At 36.1% G+C, this 17,543-nt stretch carries 11 protein-coding genes; 5 read left to right on the top strand and 6 right to left on the bottom strand.

Annotated features, from left to right (window positions below; genetic code table 11):
• Nucleotides 1–19: 19 nt before the first annotated feature.
• Both BM296_RS04565 and BM296_RS04560 read right to left on the bottom strand, forming a co-directional pair.
• The gene (locus BM296_RS04565; RefSeq protein WP_091901762.1) at nt 20–3,145 is read right to left on the bottom strand and encodes a VPS10 domain-containing protein; all 3,126 of its coding nucleotides are present in this window, start codon (nt 3,143–3,145) and stop codon (nt 20–22) included.
• Between the two features lie 86 nt (nt 3,146–3,231).
• The gene (locus BM296_RS04560) at nt 3,232–6,375 is read right to left on the bottom strand and encodes a WD40/YVTN/BNR-like repeat-containing protein (protein WP_394365295.1); all 3,144 of its coding nucleotides are present in this window, start codon (nt 6,373–6,375) and stop codon (nt 3,232–3,234) included.
• Nucleotides 6,376–6,687: 312 nt separating this feature from the next.
• Between BM296_RS04560 and BM296_RS04555 the strand changes: the two genes are divergently transcribed.
• Entirely contained in the window at nt 6,688–7,992 is a 1,305-nt protein-coding gene (locus tag BM296_RS04555) for an alpha/beta hydrolase family protein (RefSeq protein WP_091901760.1), read from the top strand.
• 203 nt (nt 7,993–8,195) lie between these two features.
• Here BM296_RS04555 and BM296_RS04550 read toward each other — a convergent pair whose 3' ends face one another.
• From BM296_RS04550 to hemH, 3 genes are read right to left on the bottom strand one after another with little or no spacing between them, the layout of a single operon-like run.
• Nucleotides 8,196–9,581, bottom strand: a complete 1,386-nt coding sequence (locus BM296_RS04550; RefSeq protein WP_091901758.1) for an MATE family efflux transporter — start codon at nt 9,579–9,581, stop codon at nt 8,196–8,198.
• 50 nt (nt 9,582–9,631) lie between these two features.
• Nucleotides 9,632–10,405, bottom strand: a complete 774-nt coding sequence (locus tag BM296_RS04545) for a DUF3050 domain-containing protein (RefSeq protein WP_091901756.1) — start codon at nt 10,403–10,405, stop codon at nt 9,632–9,634.
• A gap of 30 nt (nt 10,406–10,435) precedes the next feature.
• Nucleotides 10,436–11,479, bottom strand: a complete 1,044-nt coding sequence (gene hemH / locus BM296_RS04540) for a ferrochelatase (protein ID WP_091901755.1) — start codon at nt 11,477–11,479, stop codon at nt 10,436–10,438.
• Between the two features lie 176 nt (nt 11,480–11,655).
• Here hemH and BM296_RS04535 point away from each other — a divergent pair, with 176 nt between their 5' ends.
• Complete coding sequence (locus BM296_RS04535) at nt 11,656–12,726, top strand: mechanosensitive ion channel family protein (RefSeq protein WP_091901753.1); 1,071 nt, start codon at nt 11,656–11,658, stop codon at nt 12,724–12,726.
• Nucleotides 12,727–12,735: 9 nt separating this feature from the next.
• Nucleotides 12,736–13,578, top strand: a complete 843-nt coding sequence (locus tag BM296_RS04530; RefSeq protein ID WP_091901751.1) for an N-acetylmuramoyl-L-alanine amidase-like domain-containing protein — start codon at nt 12,736–12,738, stop codon at nt 13,576–13,578.
• Nucleotides 13,579–13,581: 3 nt separating this feature from the next.
• Here the strand turns inward: BM296_RS04530 and BM296_RS04525 are convergent, their stop codons facing one another.
• The gene (locus BM296_RS04525; RefSeq protein ID WP_091901750.1) at nt 13,582–14,472 is read right to left on the bottom strand and encodes an AraC family transcriptional regulator; all 891 of its coding nucleotides are present in this window, start codon (nt 14,470–14,472) and stop codon (nt 13,582–13,584) included.
• Between the two features lie 191 nt (nt 14,473–14,663).
• Here BM296_RS04525 and hemA point away from each other — a divergent pair, with 191 nt between their 5' ends.
• Nucleotides 14,664–15,920, top strand: coding sequence for a glutamyl-tRNA reductase (gene hemA / locus BM296_RS04520; protein ID WP_091901748.1), 1,257 nt, complete (start codon nt 14,664–14,666; stop codon nt 15,918–15,920).
• Complete coding sequence (gene hemC, locus BM296_RS04515) at nt 15,917–17,500, top strand: hydroxymethylbilane synthase (protein ID WP_091901746.1); 1,584 nt, start codon at nt 15,917–15,919, stop codon at nt 17,498–17,500. Before hemA ends, hemC begins: the two co-directional genes overlap by 4 nt.
• The last annotated feature ends 43 nt before the right edge of the window (nt 17,501–17,543 follow it).

Raw genomic sequence — 17,543 nt, 5'->3', positions numbered from 1 at the left:
AAAGCGAACAGAACTTAGTTTATAATCTTATAGCGCCAATTCCCGCTTCCCACAATGTTTTATTATATGCAGGTATGGCCGTGTTTATGAATTGATTGCCTTTGGCTTTTAAACCCGCCCATTGCGCGTCTAATTCAGCCTTACGGTCTTTACTCGCTTTGTTCAATCTTGGAATATCACTATTCGTCTGATTAATCATAAATATATATTCGGCAGAAAACTTATTAGGGAAATTCTCAACATCATCATACGCTTGCGATTTACGTTGTACCATATCACCATCCCATGTTTTCATTTCTGCAAGTAGTTTTTCACCAGCTGCTTTGGCTGTAGTATCGGTTACCTTTTTCAATACTTCAGCTAAATCGTTTTGTACAGCATATAACTGATTAATCATATTGTGCATTTCGGTCATTTCTGCTTCTGCTATGGTCATAAAAGTATCATACTCTTCGTACTGACCTGGCTTGGTTTCATAGGTGGGCACTTCATTAATTGTACCTGTAGTAGAAACTGTTTGGTCATCAACCTTTAATTTAAAAGTATACGTACCAGGAGATACTTTATGTCCGCTAAAACCTGCCTCAATATAAACACCTGGTATACTAGGCATAATTGGGTATTTCATATCCCAAACAAAACGGTTTAACCCTTCTTCTTTGCTTAAAACCGGTGCAGGTGGAGCACCACCACCATTATGAGGAATATAACTAGGGTCTTTTTCTGAGCTTATAGTTCTAATTACTTTTCCTTTAGCATCTGATATTTCTAAAGTTATAGCTGTACTGTCCTTCAACTTTGGAAGTTCATAATACAACACAACACCATTAGCAGGATTAATACCTTCAAAAGCATCGCTACCCGTAAACTTTTCAGAATTACCATTTAAAGGGCTTCCCCAAGAACCATTATAAGCGTCTTTTGGTTTCAAAATCTGAAGTCCCGTTTTTGAAGGTTGATACTGTCCAAGAGCAACAATATCATCAAGAATCCAAAATGAACGACCCGATGTAGCAACTACCAAATCACCTTTGTGAACCTTTAAATCCGTTATTGGAGTCTTTGGTAAATTCAATTGAAATGGCTCCCAAGATTTACCCCCGTTCCAAGAGGCATATATTCCTTTTTCGGTACCTGCATATAACAAGTCTTTCTTAAGTTCATCTTCACGAACTACACGTGTAAACGCACCGTAAGGAATACCGGAGTTGATAGCAGTCCAAGTTTTACCGTAATCGGTTGTTTTATATAAACCTGGCGTATAATCATTAAACTTATACCTAGTTGTAGCAATATAAGCAGTGGCAGGGTCATGCGGAGAAACCTCAATTGCATTGATCAAACATTCTTTTAATCCTTTAGGCGTTACATTTTCCCATGTCTCCCCTCCGTTTTTTGTCAAGTGCACCAATCCGTCATCACTACCGGTCCAGATAAATCCTTTTTCATGTGGAGATTCTAAAATATACGCAAGCGTACCATAGTTCTCAGCACCCACAGCCTCGTTCGTATATGGTTCGCCACCATTGCCTTGTTTTGCATCGATATCTCGAGTAAGGTCATCAGAAATTTTATCCCAAGTTAGACCCATATCTCGAGTTCTAAAAACATATTGTGCTCCGTGATAAAAGGTGCCCAATTCATGAGTAGAAGCAATAATAGGAGCATTCCAATTAAACAAGTATTTCATGTCTCGCGCCTCACGACCTAAATATTGAATAGGTGCTTGCATAATCTGTGTTGCAGCTTTAGACTCCATATCCATAACTTCAACAGTCCCTAAATATTGACCGCCCATTACATATCTTGGATTATCTGGATCAAATGCTAAAAAAGCACTTTCACCACCTGCAGAATCTGTCCAATCCCTTGTTGTAATACTACCGCTTCCGGTAGACAAACTTGCTATTCTTACCGATCTATTATCTTGCTGACCGCCATAAATATTATAAGGAAACAAATTATCTACACTAATTCTATAAAACTGAGCAGTAGGCATATTGCTTTGTGTAGACCATGTTTTACCATAATCAAAAGAAACAGAAGCACCACCATCATCTGCCAAAACCATATTCTTAGAATTGCTAGGGTTAATCCATAAATCGTGTGTATCTCCATGGGCAACCTCAACATTCTCCCATGTTTTTCCACCATCCTCAGAACGTAATGCCGGTGCACTTAAAACATAAACAGTCTCCTCATCATTAGGGTCCACAAAAACCTCAATATAATACCAAGCACGCTGTACCAATCTATTATCTCCACTTACCATTGACCAAGACTCACCTGCATCGTTAGAAACGAATAACCCGCCTTTATCGGCATCTGAATCACTTTCTATTAATGCATATACCTTGTTAGAATTCGAAGGACTCACAGCGATTGCCATTTTTCCTTTTTCTTCAGGTAGACCTTCATGAATTTTCTTCCATGTCTCGCCTGCGTCCGTAGATTTATAAAGTCCGCTACCTGGTCCTCCACTTACAACCATATTTGGCATACGTTGATGCTCCCACATGGCAGCGTACATAATTTCAGGATAATTCGCATCCATAGAAAGTTCTGATGCACCCGTAAGATTGTTTACGAATAAGGTATTTGTCCACGTTTTACCTCCATCTGTAGTTTTATATATTCCACGTTCGGCATTACCTTCAAAAAGTGCACCTTGCGCAGCCACATAAACGATATCAGGATTTGTAGGATGGATGATAATTCGTGAAATATGCTGGGTTTTTTCAAGACCCATTTTCTTCCATGTTTTACCGGCATCAGTAGATTTATATACTCCGTCTCCGTAAGAAGTCATTACCCCACGTGGCGCATGTTCACCCATACCAACATACACAATATTAGGGTTAGATGCCGATACCGAAACAGCACCAACGGAACCCATTTCAAAATATCCATCAGAAATATTTTCCCACCGTTGCCCTGCAGATTCGGTTTTCCAAACTCCGCCACCAGTTGTTCCCATATAATAGGTCATTGGGTCACCAATAACCCCTGTTGCGGTTACCGATCGCCCTCCTCTAAACGGACCAATATTTCGATATTTTAAAGGCTGAAAATAATCATTAGCAGCTTGAGCGAATGTTATGGTAGTCAGTATAACCGCCATAAAAAAAAGTAGTAGTTTTTTCATTATTCAATGATTGGTTGTTGTCAATACTATCTGGATAGATTATATAAAAAATCCTCTCTTGTAATGGAGAGGATTTTAAATTTTAATTATTTGCTTTCGTCAATGAACAAGTAATTTAATTTCAGTTCGTTAAACCCTTTATTAAATTCTTGAAGTTCAGATGATATTACATTATCAAAAATTTGAAGTTCCTTGTTAATTGCCGTGGTCAACTCATTTTTAACTGCAACATCTTGATCTGTAGGCTGGAAATTATCCATAGAAACCAATCTATTCAAATGACCTAATTTGTTCGTCAGTTTAATAGGAAAGTTCAGAGGATCTTGACCACTTCTATTTTGAGTTTGGTATAATGCCTTTTCAACTTCACCCAACTTATCTTTCATGGTCATAGCCTTCTCTCTTAAATCTTTCGTTCTCTCATCATCTTTATACTGCTCCATAAACGCAGTCAATTGTTCGGTTACATTTCTAATCTTTTTTATAGATTGGTGCGCATTATCTATAGTAGTATTAACATCGGTAATGAAATCAAACTGCTTTTGCATTTCAGCAACCGTACTTTCTGCTCTTGGATCAGGCAAAATTGTAAATGTTTCAGAGCTATTATTTCCATTAACATTCAAATGGACTTTATAATTACCAGGTACTGCTTTTGCACCATCTAAATTTGCACCCCATAAAATCATACCCTTTAACTTCTCTGCACCTTTACCGCGAGTGTCCCAAACAAAAGTATTACCACCTTTTTTAATAGCTAACTTTTCCTCTTTTTTCTTTGCCGAAGTACTATACTTTGCCAAAGTATCTCCTGCCATACTTGTATAAGTAAGCTGAACAGTGTCTTTCTCTGTATAATTCTTAAGCATAAAATGAGTAATTACTCCATTTGCTAAATTCTGACCACTAGTCTTAGATGGTGTTTTAGCCGACCTCCCTTTTGTACGATAAGAATCTTTAGGCTTAAAAAGAATAGAATTAGCATTTTTCTTACTATCATCTAACTGATGTAACACAGTCAAATCATCAATTATCCAAAGGCTACGACCTTGGGTCGCTACAATTAAATTATCATCTTTAATGGTTAAATCTGTTATAGGAACGATAGGTAAATTCATCTGAAAAGGAGACCAACTAGCACCGTCATTAAAAGAAACATACATTCCTGTTTCGGTACCTGCATATAACAACCCTTTCTTCTTTGGGTCTTCACGAACTACTCTTGTAAAATGTTCTGAATTAATACCATTCGTTATTTTTGTCCAAGTTTTACCGTAATCAGTGGTTTTGTATAGATATGGTTGAAAATCGCCCAACTTATATCTAGTAGCAGCTACATAGCATGTACCTTCATCAAAATTAGAAGGCTCAATACTATTGATCATATTCCATTCTGGCATATTAGGTGGGGTCACATTATCCCAAGTGGCACCAGCATCTTTTGATACATGAATTAATCCGTCATCGCTACCTACCCAAAGAATACCTTCTTTTAAAGGACTCTCATTAGCCGTAAAAATGGTACAGTAATATTCAACACTCGTATTATCTTGAGTAATTGGACCACCACTAGACCCTAGTTTTGTTGGATCGTTCCTGGTTAAATCCCCACTTAATACTTCCCAACTTTGACCTTCATTTTCAGATACATGTACGTAGTTAGAAAAGGTGTATAATTTTTTAGGATTATGTCTACTAAATAGGATAGGGAAATTCCATTGAAAACGATATTTCATAGATTCTGCCCCAGCACCCATAGGGTTATCTGGCCAAACATTAATACCTCTAACAGTACCTCTCTCATGATTTACACGAGTTAAAAATCCTCCGTAACTACCTCCATAAACAATATCATCATTTTTAGGATCAACAGCTATCCATGCAGATTCTCCACCAGCAGTTTCCTCCCAGTTACTTTCATCAATAGTACGCCCATCACTTCTGTGATCTATACGTAATGTTGAGTTATCTTGTTGTGCTACGTAAATTCTATATGGAAAAGAATTATCTGTGGTAACCCTATAAAACTGTGCCGTAGGCTGATTGTAATACGTGCTCCACGTTTCTCCACCATCATAAGAAATTTGCGCACCACCATCATCACCAATAATCATACGTTGAGAGTCTTCTGGAGATATCCACAAATCATGATGATCGCCATGTGGTGCATTAAACGTATTGAACGATTTACCACCATCGGTAGACTTGTGGTAGTTTACATTCAACACATAAACTACATCCTCGTCTTGTGTATCTGCATATACTCTAGTATAATACCAAGCACGTTGACGAATTTTTCGCTCTTCATTAACAACAGCCCATGTTTTACCACCATCTTCTGAACGGTATAAACCACCTTTTTCTTTATTCTCTACTATAGCCCAAACTTTCTCTGAATTTTTTGGCGAAACTGCTACACCAATGATTCCTAATGTGTCCTTAGGAAAACCTTCGTTCTTAGAAATTTCTGTCCAAGTTTCTCCACTGTCCATACTTTTCCATAATGCAGAGCCATCACCACCACTAATTAAGCTATATGGTGTACGTTGTGCATGCCATGTAGATGCATATAAAATTCTTGGATTATTAGGATCAAAAGTCAAATCGACCGCACCAGCTTGTTCATTTACAAAAAGAACTTGCTTCCAGTTTTTACCACCATCTGTACTTTTATAAACACCACGTTCTTTTGTTGGTTTATAAATATCACCTAAGACCGCTGCATAAACAGTATTGTAATCTGTAGGATGTACACGAAGTCTTGGTACATGTCTACTTTTTTCTAAACCTGCGGTAGCCCATGTTTTACCACCGTCTTCTGTTTTCCAAATTCCGTAGCCAGAAGAAACGTTACCTCTTAAGGTTTTTTCACCACCACCTACGTAAATAACATTTGGATCGCTTTTAGCAACCTCAATAGCACCAATACTTCCACCGAAATGTCCGTCAGAAATATTATCCCAAGAACGTCCTCCATCTAATGTTTTCCATACTCCACCACCGGCAGCACCGAAGTAAAATAAATTAGGCTCGCCTGGCACACCAGTTACTGCTGCAGAACGACCACCACGAAACGGACCAATGGACCTATACTCTAAACTAGAATATAATTCTTCTGGATACGTTGGTGTGTTATTTTGAGATTTATTCCTTCTTTGAGATAACAAGGATAGGGGCAATAGTAAAAGTGCTAGCATGATAATGCTAGCATTGGTAAGGTGCTTTTTCATTTTGATAGTTTGATATTAGTCTCCTCTAAAATTAAACAAATAGTTGTAAAAATGTTGATTTTAAGATTTTATTGGGAGTGGTATAGAATCATATTTATCAAATCATCAATCTAAGTATTCTTTTAGTTATTAATTATCAAAAGCTGTTTTTAAAATTCTGATATATGATTAAATAAATTATACATTCAACCGCTGGTGATAGTCAAGTGTAATTAAAAGCATTTTTAACCAAAGTAGTTAAGTTCAACAAAATGAAAAAAAGATATTCGATATTTAAAGTATTCCTATATTTAAGGCAACAAACTAACAATTATGAAAATTAGACCGCTATTATTTTCCTTATTCTTATTAGCCTTTCTTTTTAACGGACTTGCTCTTACTTCAATTAACGCCCAAACTCAAGACTTTTTGTACGGCGATGCGTTACCTGATGCGCCTGAATTAAGTAAAAAAGGAGAATATGCTGTGGGCGTACAAACAGTAAACCTTATCAATACAAACCAAGTCGATATTTTAAAATCTAAAGATGGTAAAGACCCTAGCTACGACAGACCGATAACTATAGAAATCTGGTATCCTGCCAGTGTAGATAATAACGCAAAAACGGTAATCTACAACGAAGTAATGGGAACAGCAGGCGACACATTGCGGCCCATAACACCATTTACTTTTAAAGGACGAGCATATAGAGATGCTGAAGCTTTAAAAGGAAGCAAATTTCCATTGGTTGTAGTATCTCACGGTTATGTTGGCTCAAGATATTTGATGACTTACCTGACCGAAAATTTGGCATCTAAAGGATATATTGTAGCAGCAATTGACCATACAGATTCAACATTTAAAGATGCCAACGCATTTCAAAGCACCCTTTTAAATAGACCAAATGACATTCGCTTCGTAATTAACGAAATGGAAAAATTAGGAGCAAAAGGCTCCAAAAATAAAATAGCGGGACTTGTAGATGCCAATAACACGGCGATTATAGGGTATTCTATGGGTGGTTACGGAGTTTTAAATGTGGGCGGAGCGGGATATAGTCAAGGTTTAGCTCAGTTTTTTACAGGCATGACAGGTGGCAGTACTGCAATCACGATAAATATAGCAGGTAACGCAGAATACGAAAAAAAGGCTGATTCTAGAATTAAAGCCATCGTAGCTTTTGCCCCATGGGGAATGGAACGTGGTGTTTGGGATGCAGAAGGATTAAAAGGGCTAAAAACACCCACATTCTTTATTGCAGGAAGCCAAGATGACATATCTGGTTATGAAAAAGGTATCAAAGCAATTTACGAAGGTGCTGTAAATGCAGATCGTTATTTATTGACTTATAAAAATGCAAGACATAATGTTGCACCAAACCCTCCACCAGTAGAAGCATTGGCACCAAGTTTACATATAGATGAATACTATAGATATGCAGAACCTTCATGGGACCAGCGTAAGCTAAACAATGTAAATCAACATTTTGTAACTGCATTTATAGGTAAACACCTTAAAAATCAAGATAATGCCAAGTTCTTAGATATTCAAGAAAATTCTAATGACAAGGACTGGACGGGTTTTAAACCTAGATCTTCAACCGGTATGGAGTTGCTGCATGCTAAACCAGCAAACTAATCACATTATTTAAATTTTGAATTGCTAGGGGACTCTTCCCTTAGTAGTTCGACATATACATTTTGATTATTAACCAATTCTTTAAGTTTCCATATCAATAAGAAAATGGCAGCAGCGATTAATTGTGACAAAATAAAATTCATGATAGTATTCTTTAGTATTTCTAAAGCTATCTACGATAAATGTCCACTTAGGTTTGCTTTTTATGTGGATTTAACCAAATTGGTATTGATTTCTTTTCGCAAAAAGTAACCAGTTACTATTGTAGCAAGCACATCTGCAATAGGAAAAGAGATCCAAACACCTAACTCTCCCAAATAATTCGGCAAGATTAGAATTAATGGGATAAAGAAAAAACCTTGTCGGCATAGCGTTAATAGTAATGCCGGTACAGCCTTACCAATTGCTTGAAAATAGGCAGCACCAATAAGTTGTAGTGCTATAATTGGTGTAGCGGCAAACACCCAACGCATGGCAGAAGGTGTGTTTTCAAGAACAAAAGCGTTTGTTGCTATTTCCAAATCGCTCATGTCTGCCTTTTGGCTTAAAAAGAGCCCTGCAATATCTGCCGGAAAAATCATGAGTCCCGTGAAAACTATAGTTGCTAATATAGCCGCAAATTTTATGGCTGTGTAAATTGACTCTTTTACCCTATCATATTTGCCCGCACCGTAATTAAATCCTGCAATTGGCAAAAAACCTTGTGTAACACCAAACACCGGAAACAGTGCAAACATTAGCATTCTTCCAATTATAGCATATACCGCTACCATTGCCTCGCCACCCAAATCAAAGAGAATATTATTCATCAACAAATAAATAATACTTACAACCGCCTGCCTAGAAAGGGTCACAAATCCAAGGGAACTAATTTCTTTTAAAATGGAAAAATCAATTCTAAAATACTGTAGATTCAGTTTTAGTTCTGAATGCTTTGACAGAAAGAAATATAGGATATAACTAAAGCAAAGAAAGTAACTAATAGTAGTAGCCCAAGCAGCACCTTCCATTCCATAATCAAGTACATTAATAAATAGATAATCTAATACAAGATTTCCTATGGACGGAATTATCATGGCAATCATGGCAAATTTAGGTTTGCCCTCTGCCCGTATAACCGTATTACCCATCATATTAAGTGCCAAAAAAGGCACACCATATAGAACGATAACATAATAGATTTTAGCAAATTCGAAAATAGAACCTTTGCCACCAAATGCAGGAATTAGTGTATCTACAAATGTAAGACCCACTGTAACCATAATGGTGGTAATCAAAATGGTAAAGGATATTTGATTACCAAAAGTGCGCAATGCCTTCTCTTTATTATCCGAACCCAATGCACGAGATATAATACTGGCTCCACCAATACCAATTGCCATACCTAAAGCACCAATAAAGAAAGAAATTGGAAGAACCACGTTGATTGCCGCAATTGCAATTGACCCTATCCAATTACCTACAAAAATAGAATCTACCAAAACATTCAACGACATTACCAAAATGCCTATACTAGCGGGTACTGCTTGTTTAATGAGCAAACTCGAAATTGATTCCGTACCCAGTTGTTCTGCGGAAACGTTTGCCATTATTTGTTGAATTTATTGATTACTGATTTTGTTTAAAACACCATCGCAAATTAGGCTGTAATTTGTTGACGTTCTTGAATAGCTTCTACAATATGATTCCATAAATTGATGCGTTGTTGTAATGCATTTTCTGAACATTCTAGAACTTCATGCCACTTAACCTCATCATCACCACACAACTCCTTTATCATTTTAATGGAAAGCGGACCATGTTCATCACCATCTAACTCTATATGCCTTCTTAAATAATATTCAAGTTTAGGATATGCATCTTTACCTGCACTTTCTACAATCTTCAAGAACATATCTGGTATTAACTCTTCCCTACCAAAAGTGAAGGCAGCGGCAATTTTATGTGGTTGTTGCGTATTAATCATTTCAAAAGTGAAGCTCAAGAAAGATTTAACGGCAGCGTTTAAATCAGAATTTTGAATTGTTTTCAAAACACTATCCAACTCATCAATGCTATTGAGAAATTCTGATATTTTAGTAGTATCTGCACCTACTTCAACCATAGCGTCCAAATACATTTCATAATGACTTTTTAAAACTCCAAGTTCATTAACATCAGTTTCTTCTTCCAAAACTATCTCATTAATAAACCGAGCGGTATTTGTGTTGATTACCGGTTTCCACGGCAATGAAGTACAGGTCAAGTTAATTTGCAATGCCTTTAAAAGCGACATAAAATCCCATACGGCATACACATGGCTCTCCATGAATATCTGGATATCAGATACTGATTTCAACTCCGCATAAAGCGCATGATTTCTTAATTTTTCTCTTAACGGTTGTAATATAATTTCTATTTCTTCGATTTTCATAGCAGTGATTTTCTTAGAATTTTAATTTTATTAGGTGCTTGGCACTACATCTAATTTATTAGTTGCTTGCCAGTCATTCACCCATTTAGCCATTACATTAACCCAAGCATCATTATCATTCATACAAGGAATATGCTTATAATCTTCACCACCGGCTTCCATAAACTGTTCTTTACCCTCCATAGCAATTTCCTCCAAGGTTTCTAAACAATCACTTACGAAGGCAGGAGTAATAACAGCTAATTTTTTCTTGCCTTCTTTTGCTAATCGTTCAAACTCATAATCGGTATATGGTTTCAACCATGGATCACCGGCCAAACGCGATTGAAACGAAGAACTCACTTGCTCTTCCTTTAATCCCAAATATGCTTTTACCATTTCTGTTGTATCATATACTTGATGTCTATAACACGTATTATGCGCAACAGAATTTACGTTACAACAAGTGCCATCTATTTTACAATGGAAACTGGTAGGATCACTTTTACGGATATGACGCTCAGGAATACCGTGGTATGAAAATAAAATATGATCATAATCAAATCCTTCTAATCCGTCCTTAATACTTTCAGAGAGGGCTTTAATAAATTCTGGATGCTTATAAAAAGCAGGTAATGTGGTAATTTTCATTTCTGGAAAACCAGCCTTTTGTTCTTCCAAAACCTTTACTACTACAGTTTCAAAACTAGACATTGCGTAGTGTGGGTATAGTGGTACCAATAACACATCATCAACTCCCTTATCTTTCAACTCTTGCATAGCCTTTTTAATAGACATGGTGCCATAACGCATACCTAAAGCCACAGGCATTTCAGTCTGTGTTTTTAGTTTATTGGAGAAACGCTCAGAAATAACAACTAACGGCGAACCTTCTTCCCACCATATTTTAGCATATGCTTCTGCAGATTTTTTTGGTCTAGTCTGTAAAATTATTCCTCTTACAAGTATAGTTCTTAACCATTTAGGAGCGTCAATTACGCGCTCATCCATTAGAAATTCATCTAAATACGGCTTAACATCTTTTGCGGTAGGACTCTCTGGCGAACCCAAATTGACCAATAATACTCCTTTCATAGCGTATATGTTTGTTATTCGATTGCAAAAATAACACATGCAAATCGATGAAATTTTAATTTTAGGCAATAGTTTTTCTATACTCTCATAAAGCAATCTAATAACTGACCAATAAATTTTTAGTCCTATTTAATTTTAGTAAGTTGTAGAAGATCAAAAACCACAACTTATTTTAAATGAATACATTTTTTGATACCGTCCCCAGAAGTGAACTTTATCTCTTTCTAGTTTCCCTCATAGCCATCCTATTTGCGTATTGGCTCATATCCTACTTTCTTAGAAAATTTGGTAGAGACCCTAAATACTTATTGCCAGAAGGCACTTTCAGAAAACTGAGTTGGCCTATATTTTTCGTTTTTATCTCAATACTCATTCGTTCTGAAGCATTACGCACCATATTAAATCTTAACGAACACCAATACTTCTTTAAAAAGACAAGTACCATTCTATTTATTTTCTCGGTTACTTGGCTAATGTTGAATCTTTTGAAAATCATCAAAAAAATTATCGTTAGCAATTATGATGTTCATGTGGAAAACAATTTAAAAGCAAGAAAAATATATACACAGTTCAATATTCTGGAACGCATTTTCATGTTTGTCATTGTTCTATTAGCCATTGGTGCAGTATTAATGAGTTTTGAAAGTATACGAGAGCTAGGTGTAAGTATTTTTGCCTCTGCAGGTGTTGCAGGAATTATCATTGGTTTCTCTGCCCAAAAAATGATAGGGACAGTGTTAGCAGGTATACAAATTGCTATAGCACAGCCTATTAAAATTGATGATGTTGTAATTGTTGAAGGAGAATGGGGCAGAATTGAAGAAATAACCCTGACCTATGTTGTCGTAAAAATTTGGGACAAACGTAGATTGATTGTCCCTACCCCCTATTTTATTGAAAAACCCTTTCAAAATTGGACCAAGACTTCTTCAGATATTTTAGGGACCGTTTTTCTTTACACCGATTACAATGTACCCTTTGATGCTATTCGTGAAGAATTAACCAAAATATTGGAAAGTACAGACCTTTGGGACAAAGAGGTAAATGTTTTACAAGTAACTGAAAGCAAACAAAACAGTGTAGAAATAAGAGCTTTAATGAGTGCCAAAGATTCGCCTACCGCATGGGATTTACGTGTTCTTGTACGTGAAAAATTAATCACTTTCTTGCAACAAAACTACCCAGAGAGTATTGCGAGGAACAGGGTTTTGTTGGAAAAATCTTCGGATGAAAGTAACAATTCATAATTTAGCAAAATGAAACAGATATTAACATTCTTCTTTCTTTTGGGGTTCCTTTCTTTTAGCTATTCCCAACAAATAACCTGTTCACCAAAAGACAAAGCAGCTGTTGAAAACAAGCTTTTAGAAATTGACGGAATGTATCAGGACAACTTCGGAGAAACCATGGTTAATGTTGGTAAAACTTTCATGAAAACGCCATATGTAGCCAAAACGTTGGAAATTGGTGATACCGAAACTCTTGTAGTAAACCTTCAGGGTTTAGATTGCACAACCTTTGTAGAAAATGTACTGGCATTCTCAAAGCTGCTAAGAAAAGAGGATGATTCTTTTGAAGCATTCGTAAAAAACTTAGAAGTTGTTCGATATAAAGATGGGGAACTAGATGGATACGCCTCTAGATTGCATTACTTTTCTGAATGGATTGCCAACAATGCGGAGAAAGGACTTCTTAAAGATATCACCGGAGAAATTGGTGGTGCAGAAATTACCAAAGACATCAATTTCATGAGTACCCATAGAGACCTCTATCCATTTTTAAGTGATGATGTCAACTTTGGTAAAATTAAAGCTTCAGAAAATTATTTGAACAGCCAGGCTATTTGTGTATTAGCACAAGGTAAAATTGCCGAGAACGAGCATTTAATTAAGTCAGGAGATATAATAGCTTTGGCAACATCAATAAATGGACTAGATGTTACCCATACAGGAATTGCAACCCGCGAAAAAGATGGTAGAATTCATTTATTACATGCATCTACCGGATCTATGGAAGTTGAGGTTTCCAAATTACCACTTGCAGATTACCTTAAAGGCATTAAAAGCAATACAGGTATAATGGTGGCAAGACCCTTGTAAAATCTAACTACCCGCTAATGCCAATAAATATTTCTTTGGCGTAGTATTGTACTTTTTCTTAAATGCCGCTATAAAATGACTTGAGGTACTATACCCTACCTTTAGCCCAATTTCATTGACATTATACTGACCGGTTTCTAAAAGACGTTTCGCATAATCCATTTTATGATCAAATAAAAAACTGTACACCGAATCGCCATAAATCTGTTTGAAGCCTTCTTTTAAGCGTTTTAAGCTTAATCCTATTTCGCTAGATAATTCTGCTAACGTTGGAGGTTCTGCCATATTCGCTAAAATAATTTCTTTTGCTTTTTTTATTTTCTTGACATTTTCTTCATCTGCCAAATATGGGCATTGCTCAATATCTGCATTGGGGCTTCTATTAAAATACAATGCTATTAATTCATAAATCTTCCCTTTTACATATAAAGATTTTATGGAAGGGTGTAAGTTGAAATTGACAATCTGACTTAAAATAACTGCTATTGAAGGTGAAAAAGGTTCTTGAGCATAGTACTTTTTCTCTGTATTATCTGCACTTAAAAACGGAATATAATCTGCTTCTGCAGTAAATAGGGAATGAAATTTTCGCAACGTCATTACCACAGATACCAAAGATGATTTTGGTTCTAGTTTTAAATTCAAAGGAAGGTCTAACTGCGTGTTATACAACAATAAAGAATTCTCTTCCTTTACATTTAAACTATAATTCCCCTGATTAAAAATATAGGTTCCGCTACCCTTTAAACAGAAATGAAATTGAATGAAACGTTTATTAATTTCTCGTGTATACTGTACTACAGCATCCTCTTCATTTTGAAATTTGAGTACGTAAAATCCGTCCTCAATCAAAACTTCATCATACGACCCTTGAGCGTTACTTTTAACCTCCATTTTATTAATTCTATTTTAATCTATTTAGAAAGCATCTAAATAAAATACATGAAATTCTCTGACAGCTCCATAAAATTATAGCTAATTAACTGATAAATATCATTTTTTGTCTAAAAATTCGGCAGACGACATTAATTGTACCTCTAGCGTTGTTTTTATTGAAAGTATGCCCATACTTTTGTATCCGCTTTATGAAGGACTATCACATTTCTAAACACAACTCCTTTTACACCATTGGCCTCAACTATAAGAAGGCTGATGCTGAGGCTCGTGGTAAATTCAGTTTAGACGAGGTCGCTGTAAATTCACTTTTAGTAGAAGCTAAGAACCAAGGTATAGATGGTTTGCTGGCTACGTCTACTTGCAACCGTACAGAATTGCACGGTTTTGCTCAACATCCTTTTCAACTTATCAAATTATTATGTGATCATTCTAACGGAACCGTTGAGGCATTTCAAGAAGTTGCATATGTATATAAAAATAAAGAAGCTATCAACCACCTATTTAGAGTAGGAACAGGATTGGATAGTCAGATTCTAGGAGATTTTGAAATTATAAGTCAATTAAAACAGAGTTTTAAGCGTTCAAAAGAATTGGGTATTGCCAATCCTTTTATAGAACGTCTTTGCAACAGCATTATACAAGCAAGTAAACGTATTAAAAATGAAACCGAAATTTCATCCGGAGCTACATCTGTAGCTTTTGCATCGGTTCAATATATTTTACGCAATGTTGAAAATGTAGCGGAGAAGAATATTCTTTTATTCGGAACAGGAAAAATTGGCCGCAATACATGTGAAAATTTAATTAAGCACACTAAAAATCCGCATATTACCCTAATCAATAGAACCAAAGGTAAAGCCGAGCAAATAGCTGGTAAGTTTAACCTTATGGTAAAAAATTATGGAGATTTACAATCGGAAATAAGGACTTCAGATATTTTGGTAGTTGCCACAGGAGCTCAAAAACCTACGATTACCAAAGAATTGATCTATACGAACAAACCGTTATTGATTTTAGACCTTTCGGTTCCTAAAAATGTAGACGCATCCATTTCAGATATGGAAAATGTTACGGTAATTCATTTAGATCATTTATCTCAAATGACCGATGAAACTTTAGAGCGTAGAAAACAATTTATTCCTGAGGCAGAAGCAATAAACGAAGAAGTTAAGAATGATTTTAACCAATGGTTAGAAACTAGAAAATTTGCTCCTGTTATTAAAGCTTTAAAAAAGAAATTGAAGACTATAAAGGATGAGGAGCTTGACTACCAATCCAAAAAAACGGTCGATTTTAATTCGCACCAAGCAGATGTGGTTACAAATCGCATCATTCAAAAAATAACCAAGCAATTTGCAAATCATCTTAAAGATGACTCGGTAGATTCCAATTCAAGTTTAGAATTTATCCAAAAAGTATTTCAATTAGAATTGGACGAAAAATGAGTAAAGTAATACGATTAGGCACACGCGATAGCGAATTAGCGCTATGGCAGGCGAATACCGTTAAAAAACAACTTCAAGATTTAGGACACACTGTTAAATTAGTTCCGGTAAAATCTACTGGCGACTTAATTTTAGACAAACCCCTATACGAATTAGGTGTTACAGGTGTTTTTACAAAGACATTGGATGTTGCCATGATCAATGGCGACATTGATATTGCCGTACACTCCATGAAAGATGTACCTACTGCATTACCACAAGGTATTGTAAAGGCCGCTGTTTTAAAGCGCGGTAACTACATGGACATTATGGCGTTCAATGATAACGAAGAGTTTTTAGGCTCTCGTGACGCTGTAATTGCAACTGGTAGTTTACGTAGGCAAGCACAATGGTTAAATAGATACCCAACACATACTGTTGTTGATTTAAGGGGAAATATTAATAGCCGTTTAGAAAAGCTATATACCAATGACTGGAACGGCGCTATTTTCGCTGCGGTAGGTTTAGAACGTATTGGCTTGGAACCAGAAAACACTATTGGTTTAACTTGGATGTTACCTGCTCCCGCCCAAGGTGCCATTATGGTAGTTGCAATGGAGGAGGATGAAGAAATCCGTGAAGCATGCGCCCAATTAAACCATGAAGAAACAGATACCTGTGTTACCTTAGAAAGAGAATTTCTTAGAGAACTGGAAGGTGGCTGTAGCGCACCGATCGGAGCGTTATCGTATATCAATAAAGAAAACATTGTTACCCTTAAAGGTGTCTTACTTAATGTTGATGGAAGTAAAAAGTTAGAGGCAGAATTAACTGCACCTTTAGGCAAACATCAAAATTTAGGTATTGATTGCGCTAAGAGTATTTTAGCAAGAGGCGGTAAAAGACTTATGACCGAGTTGGCTAATGCTAATTTAGAAATAAACATCTTTTCTACTAAAAAGCTGACTCCGCCACAACAATTACTATTGAACATTTCTGTAAATGCAGATTCAGATGATTTTATAAAAATTAATCCGAACCGTATTTCACCAATCATTCTTAAGAAGGCGCATAAAAATGTTGTTTTTACCAGCAAAAATGCTGTAGAGGCCGTGTTATCTAGTAGAAGTGCGGCAGAATTGGACTTTGAAAACATTTACTGTGTTGGCAGAAAAACCCGCCGATTCATTAAAAACAAGTTTGGGAAAATTACTCACTTTGAAAACAATGCTAAAGATTTAGCAAACCACTTGGTAGAATTCATTGATGGTGCTGAGGTTACGTATTTCCACGGAAATTTAAGTTTAGATGAATTGCCTAGCATTTTAGAAGAGAACAATATTACGGTGAATGCAATAGAAGCGTATAGAACAAAACTTTCTGGTAAATCTATACCAGAATCCACAAAAGGTATCATGTTCTATAGTCCGTCTAATGTTGAAAGTTATCTAAAAGAGAATCCAACAAATAAAGTTGCTTATTGTATTGGTGAAACCACGGCAAAAGTAGCTAGAGAACATTTCAAGGAAGTTAAGGTTGCTAAAATACCAACTGTAGAAAGTGTTATAGAATTGGTGAATGGAGATTATGTTGATCAATAAATCGCCTTTAGCTTTTCGCTGCTAGCCTTTGGCTTTTTTAATA

It is taken from the genome of Maribacter stanieri (assembly GCF_900112245.1).
In the GTDB taxonomy this organism is placed as follows: domain Bacteria; phylum Bacteroidota; class Bacteroidia; order Flavobacteriales; family Flavobacteriaceae; genus Maribacter; species Maribacter stanieri.
This window is presented reverse-complemented; position numbering and strand designations above follow the sequence as displayed.

Excerpts from the sequence above, each read along its gene's own strand:
- BM296_RS04565 (WP_091901762.1), bottom strand. The coding sequence starts at position 3,145 with ATGAAAAAACTACTACTTTTTTTTATGGCGGTTATACTGACTACCATA.
- BM296_RS04560 (WP_394365295.1), bottom strand. The coding sequence starts at position 6,375 with ATGAAAAAGCACCTTACCAATGCTAGCATTATCATGCTAGCACTTTTA.
- BM296_RS04555 (WP_091901760.1), top strand. The coding sequence starts at position 6,688 with ATGAAAATTAGACCGCTATTATTTTCCTTATTCTTATTAGCCTTTCTT.
- BM296_RS04550 (WP_091901758.1), bottom strand. The coding sequence starts at position 9,581 with ATGGCAAACGTTTCCGCAGAACAACTGGGTACGGAATCAATTTCGAGT.
- BM296_RS04545 (WP_091901756.1), bottom strand. The coding sequence starts at position 10,405 with ATGAAAATCGAAGAAATAGAAATTATATTACAACCGTTAAGAGAAAAA.
- hemH (WP_091901755.1), bottom strand. The coding sequence starts at position 11,479 with ATGAAAGGAGTATTATTGGTCAATTTGGGTTCGCCAGAGAGTCCTACC.
- BM296_RS04535 (WP_091901753.1), top strand. The coding sequence starts at position 11,656 with ATGAATACATTTTTTGATACCGTCCCCAGAAGTGAACTTTATCTCTTT.
- BM296_RS04530 (WP_091901751.1), top strand. The coding sequence starts at position 12,736 with ATGAAACAGATATTAACATTCTTCTTTCTTTTGGGGTTCCTTTCTTTT.
- BM296_RS04525 (WP_091901750.1), bottom strand. The coding sequence starts at position 14,472 with ATGGAGGTTAAAAGTAACGCTCAAGGGTCGTATGATGAAGTTTTGATT.
- hemA (WP_091901748.1), top strand. The coding sequence starts at position 14,664 with ATGAAGGACTATCACATTTCTAAACACAACTCCTTTTACACCATTGGC.
- hemC (WP_091901746.1), top strand. The coding sequence starts at position 15,917 with ATGAGTAAAGTAATACGATTAGGCACACGCGATAGCGAATTAGCGCTA.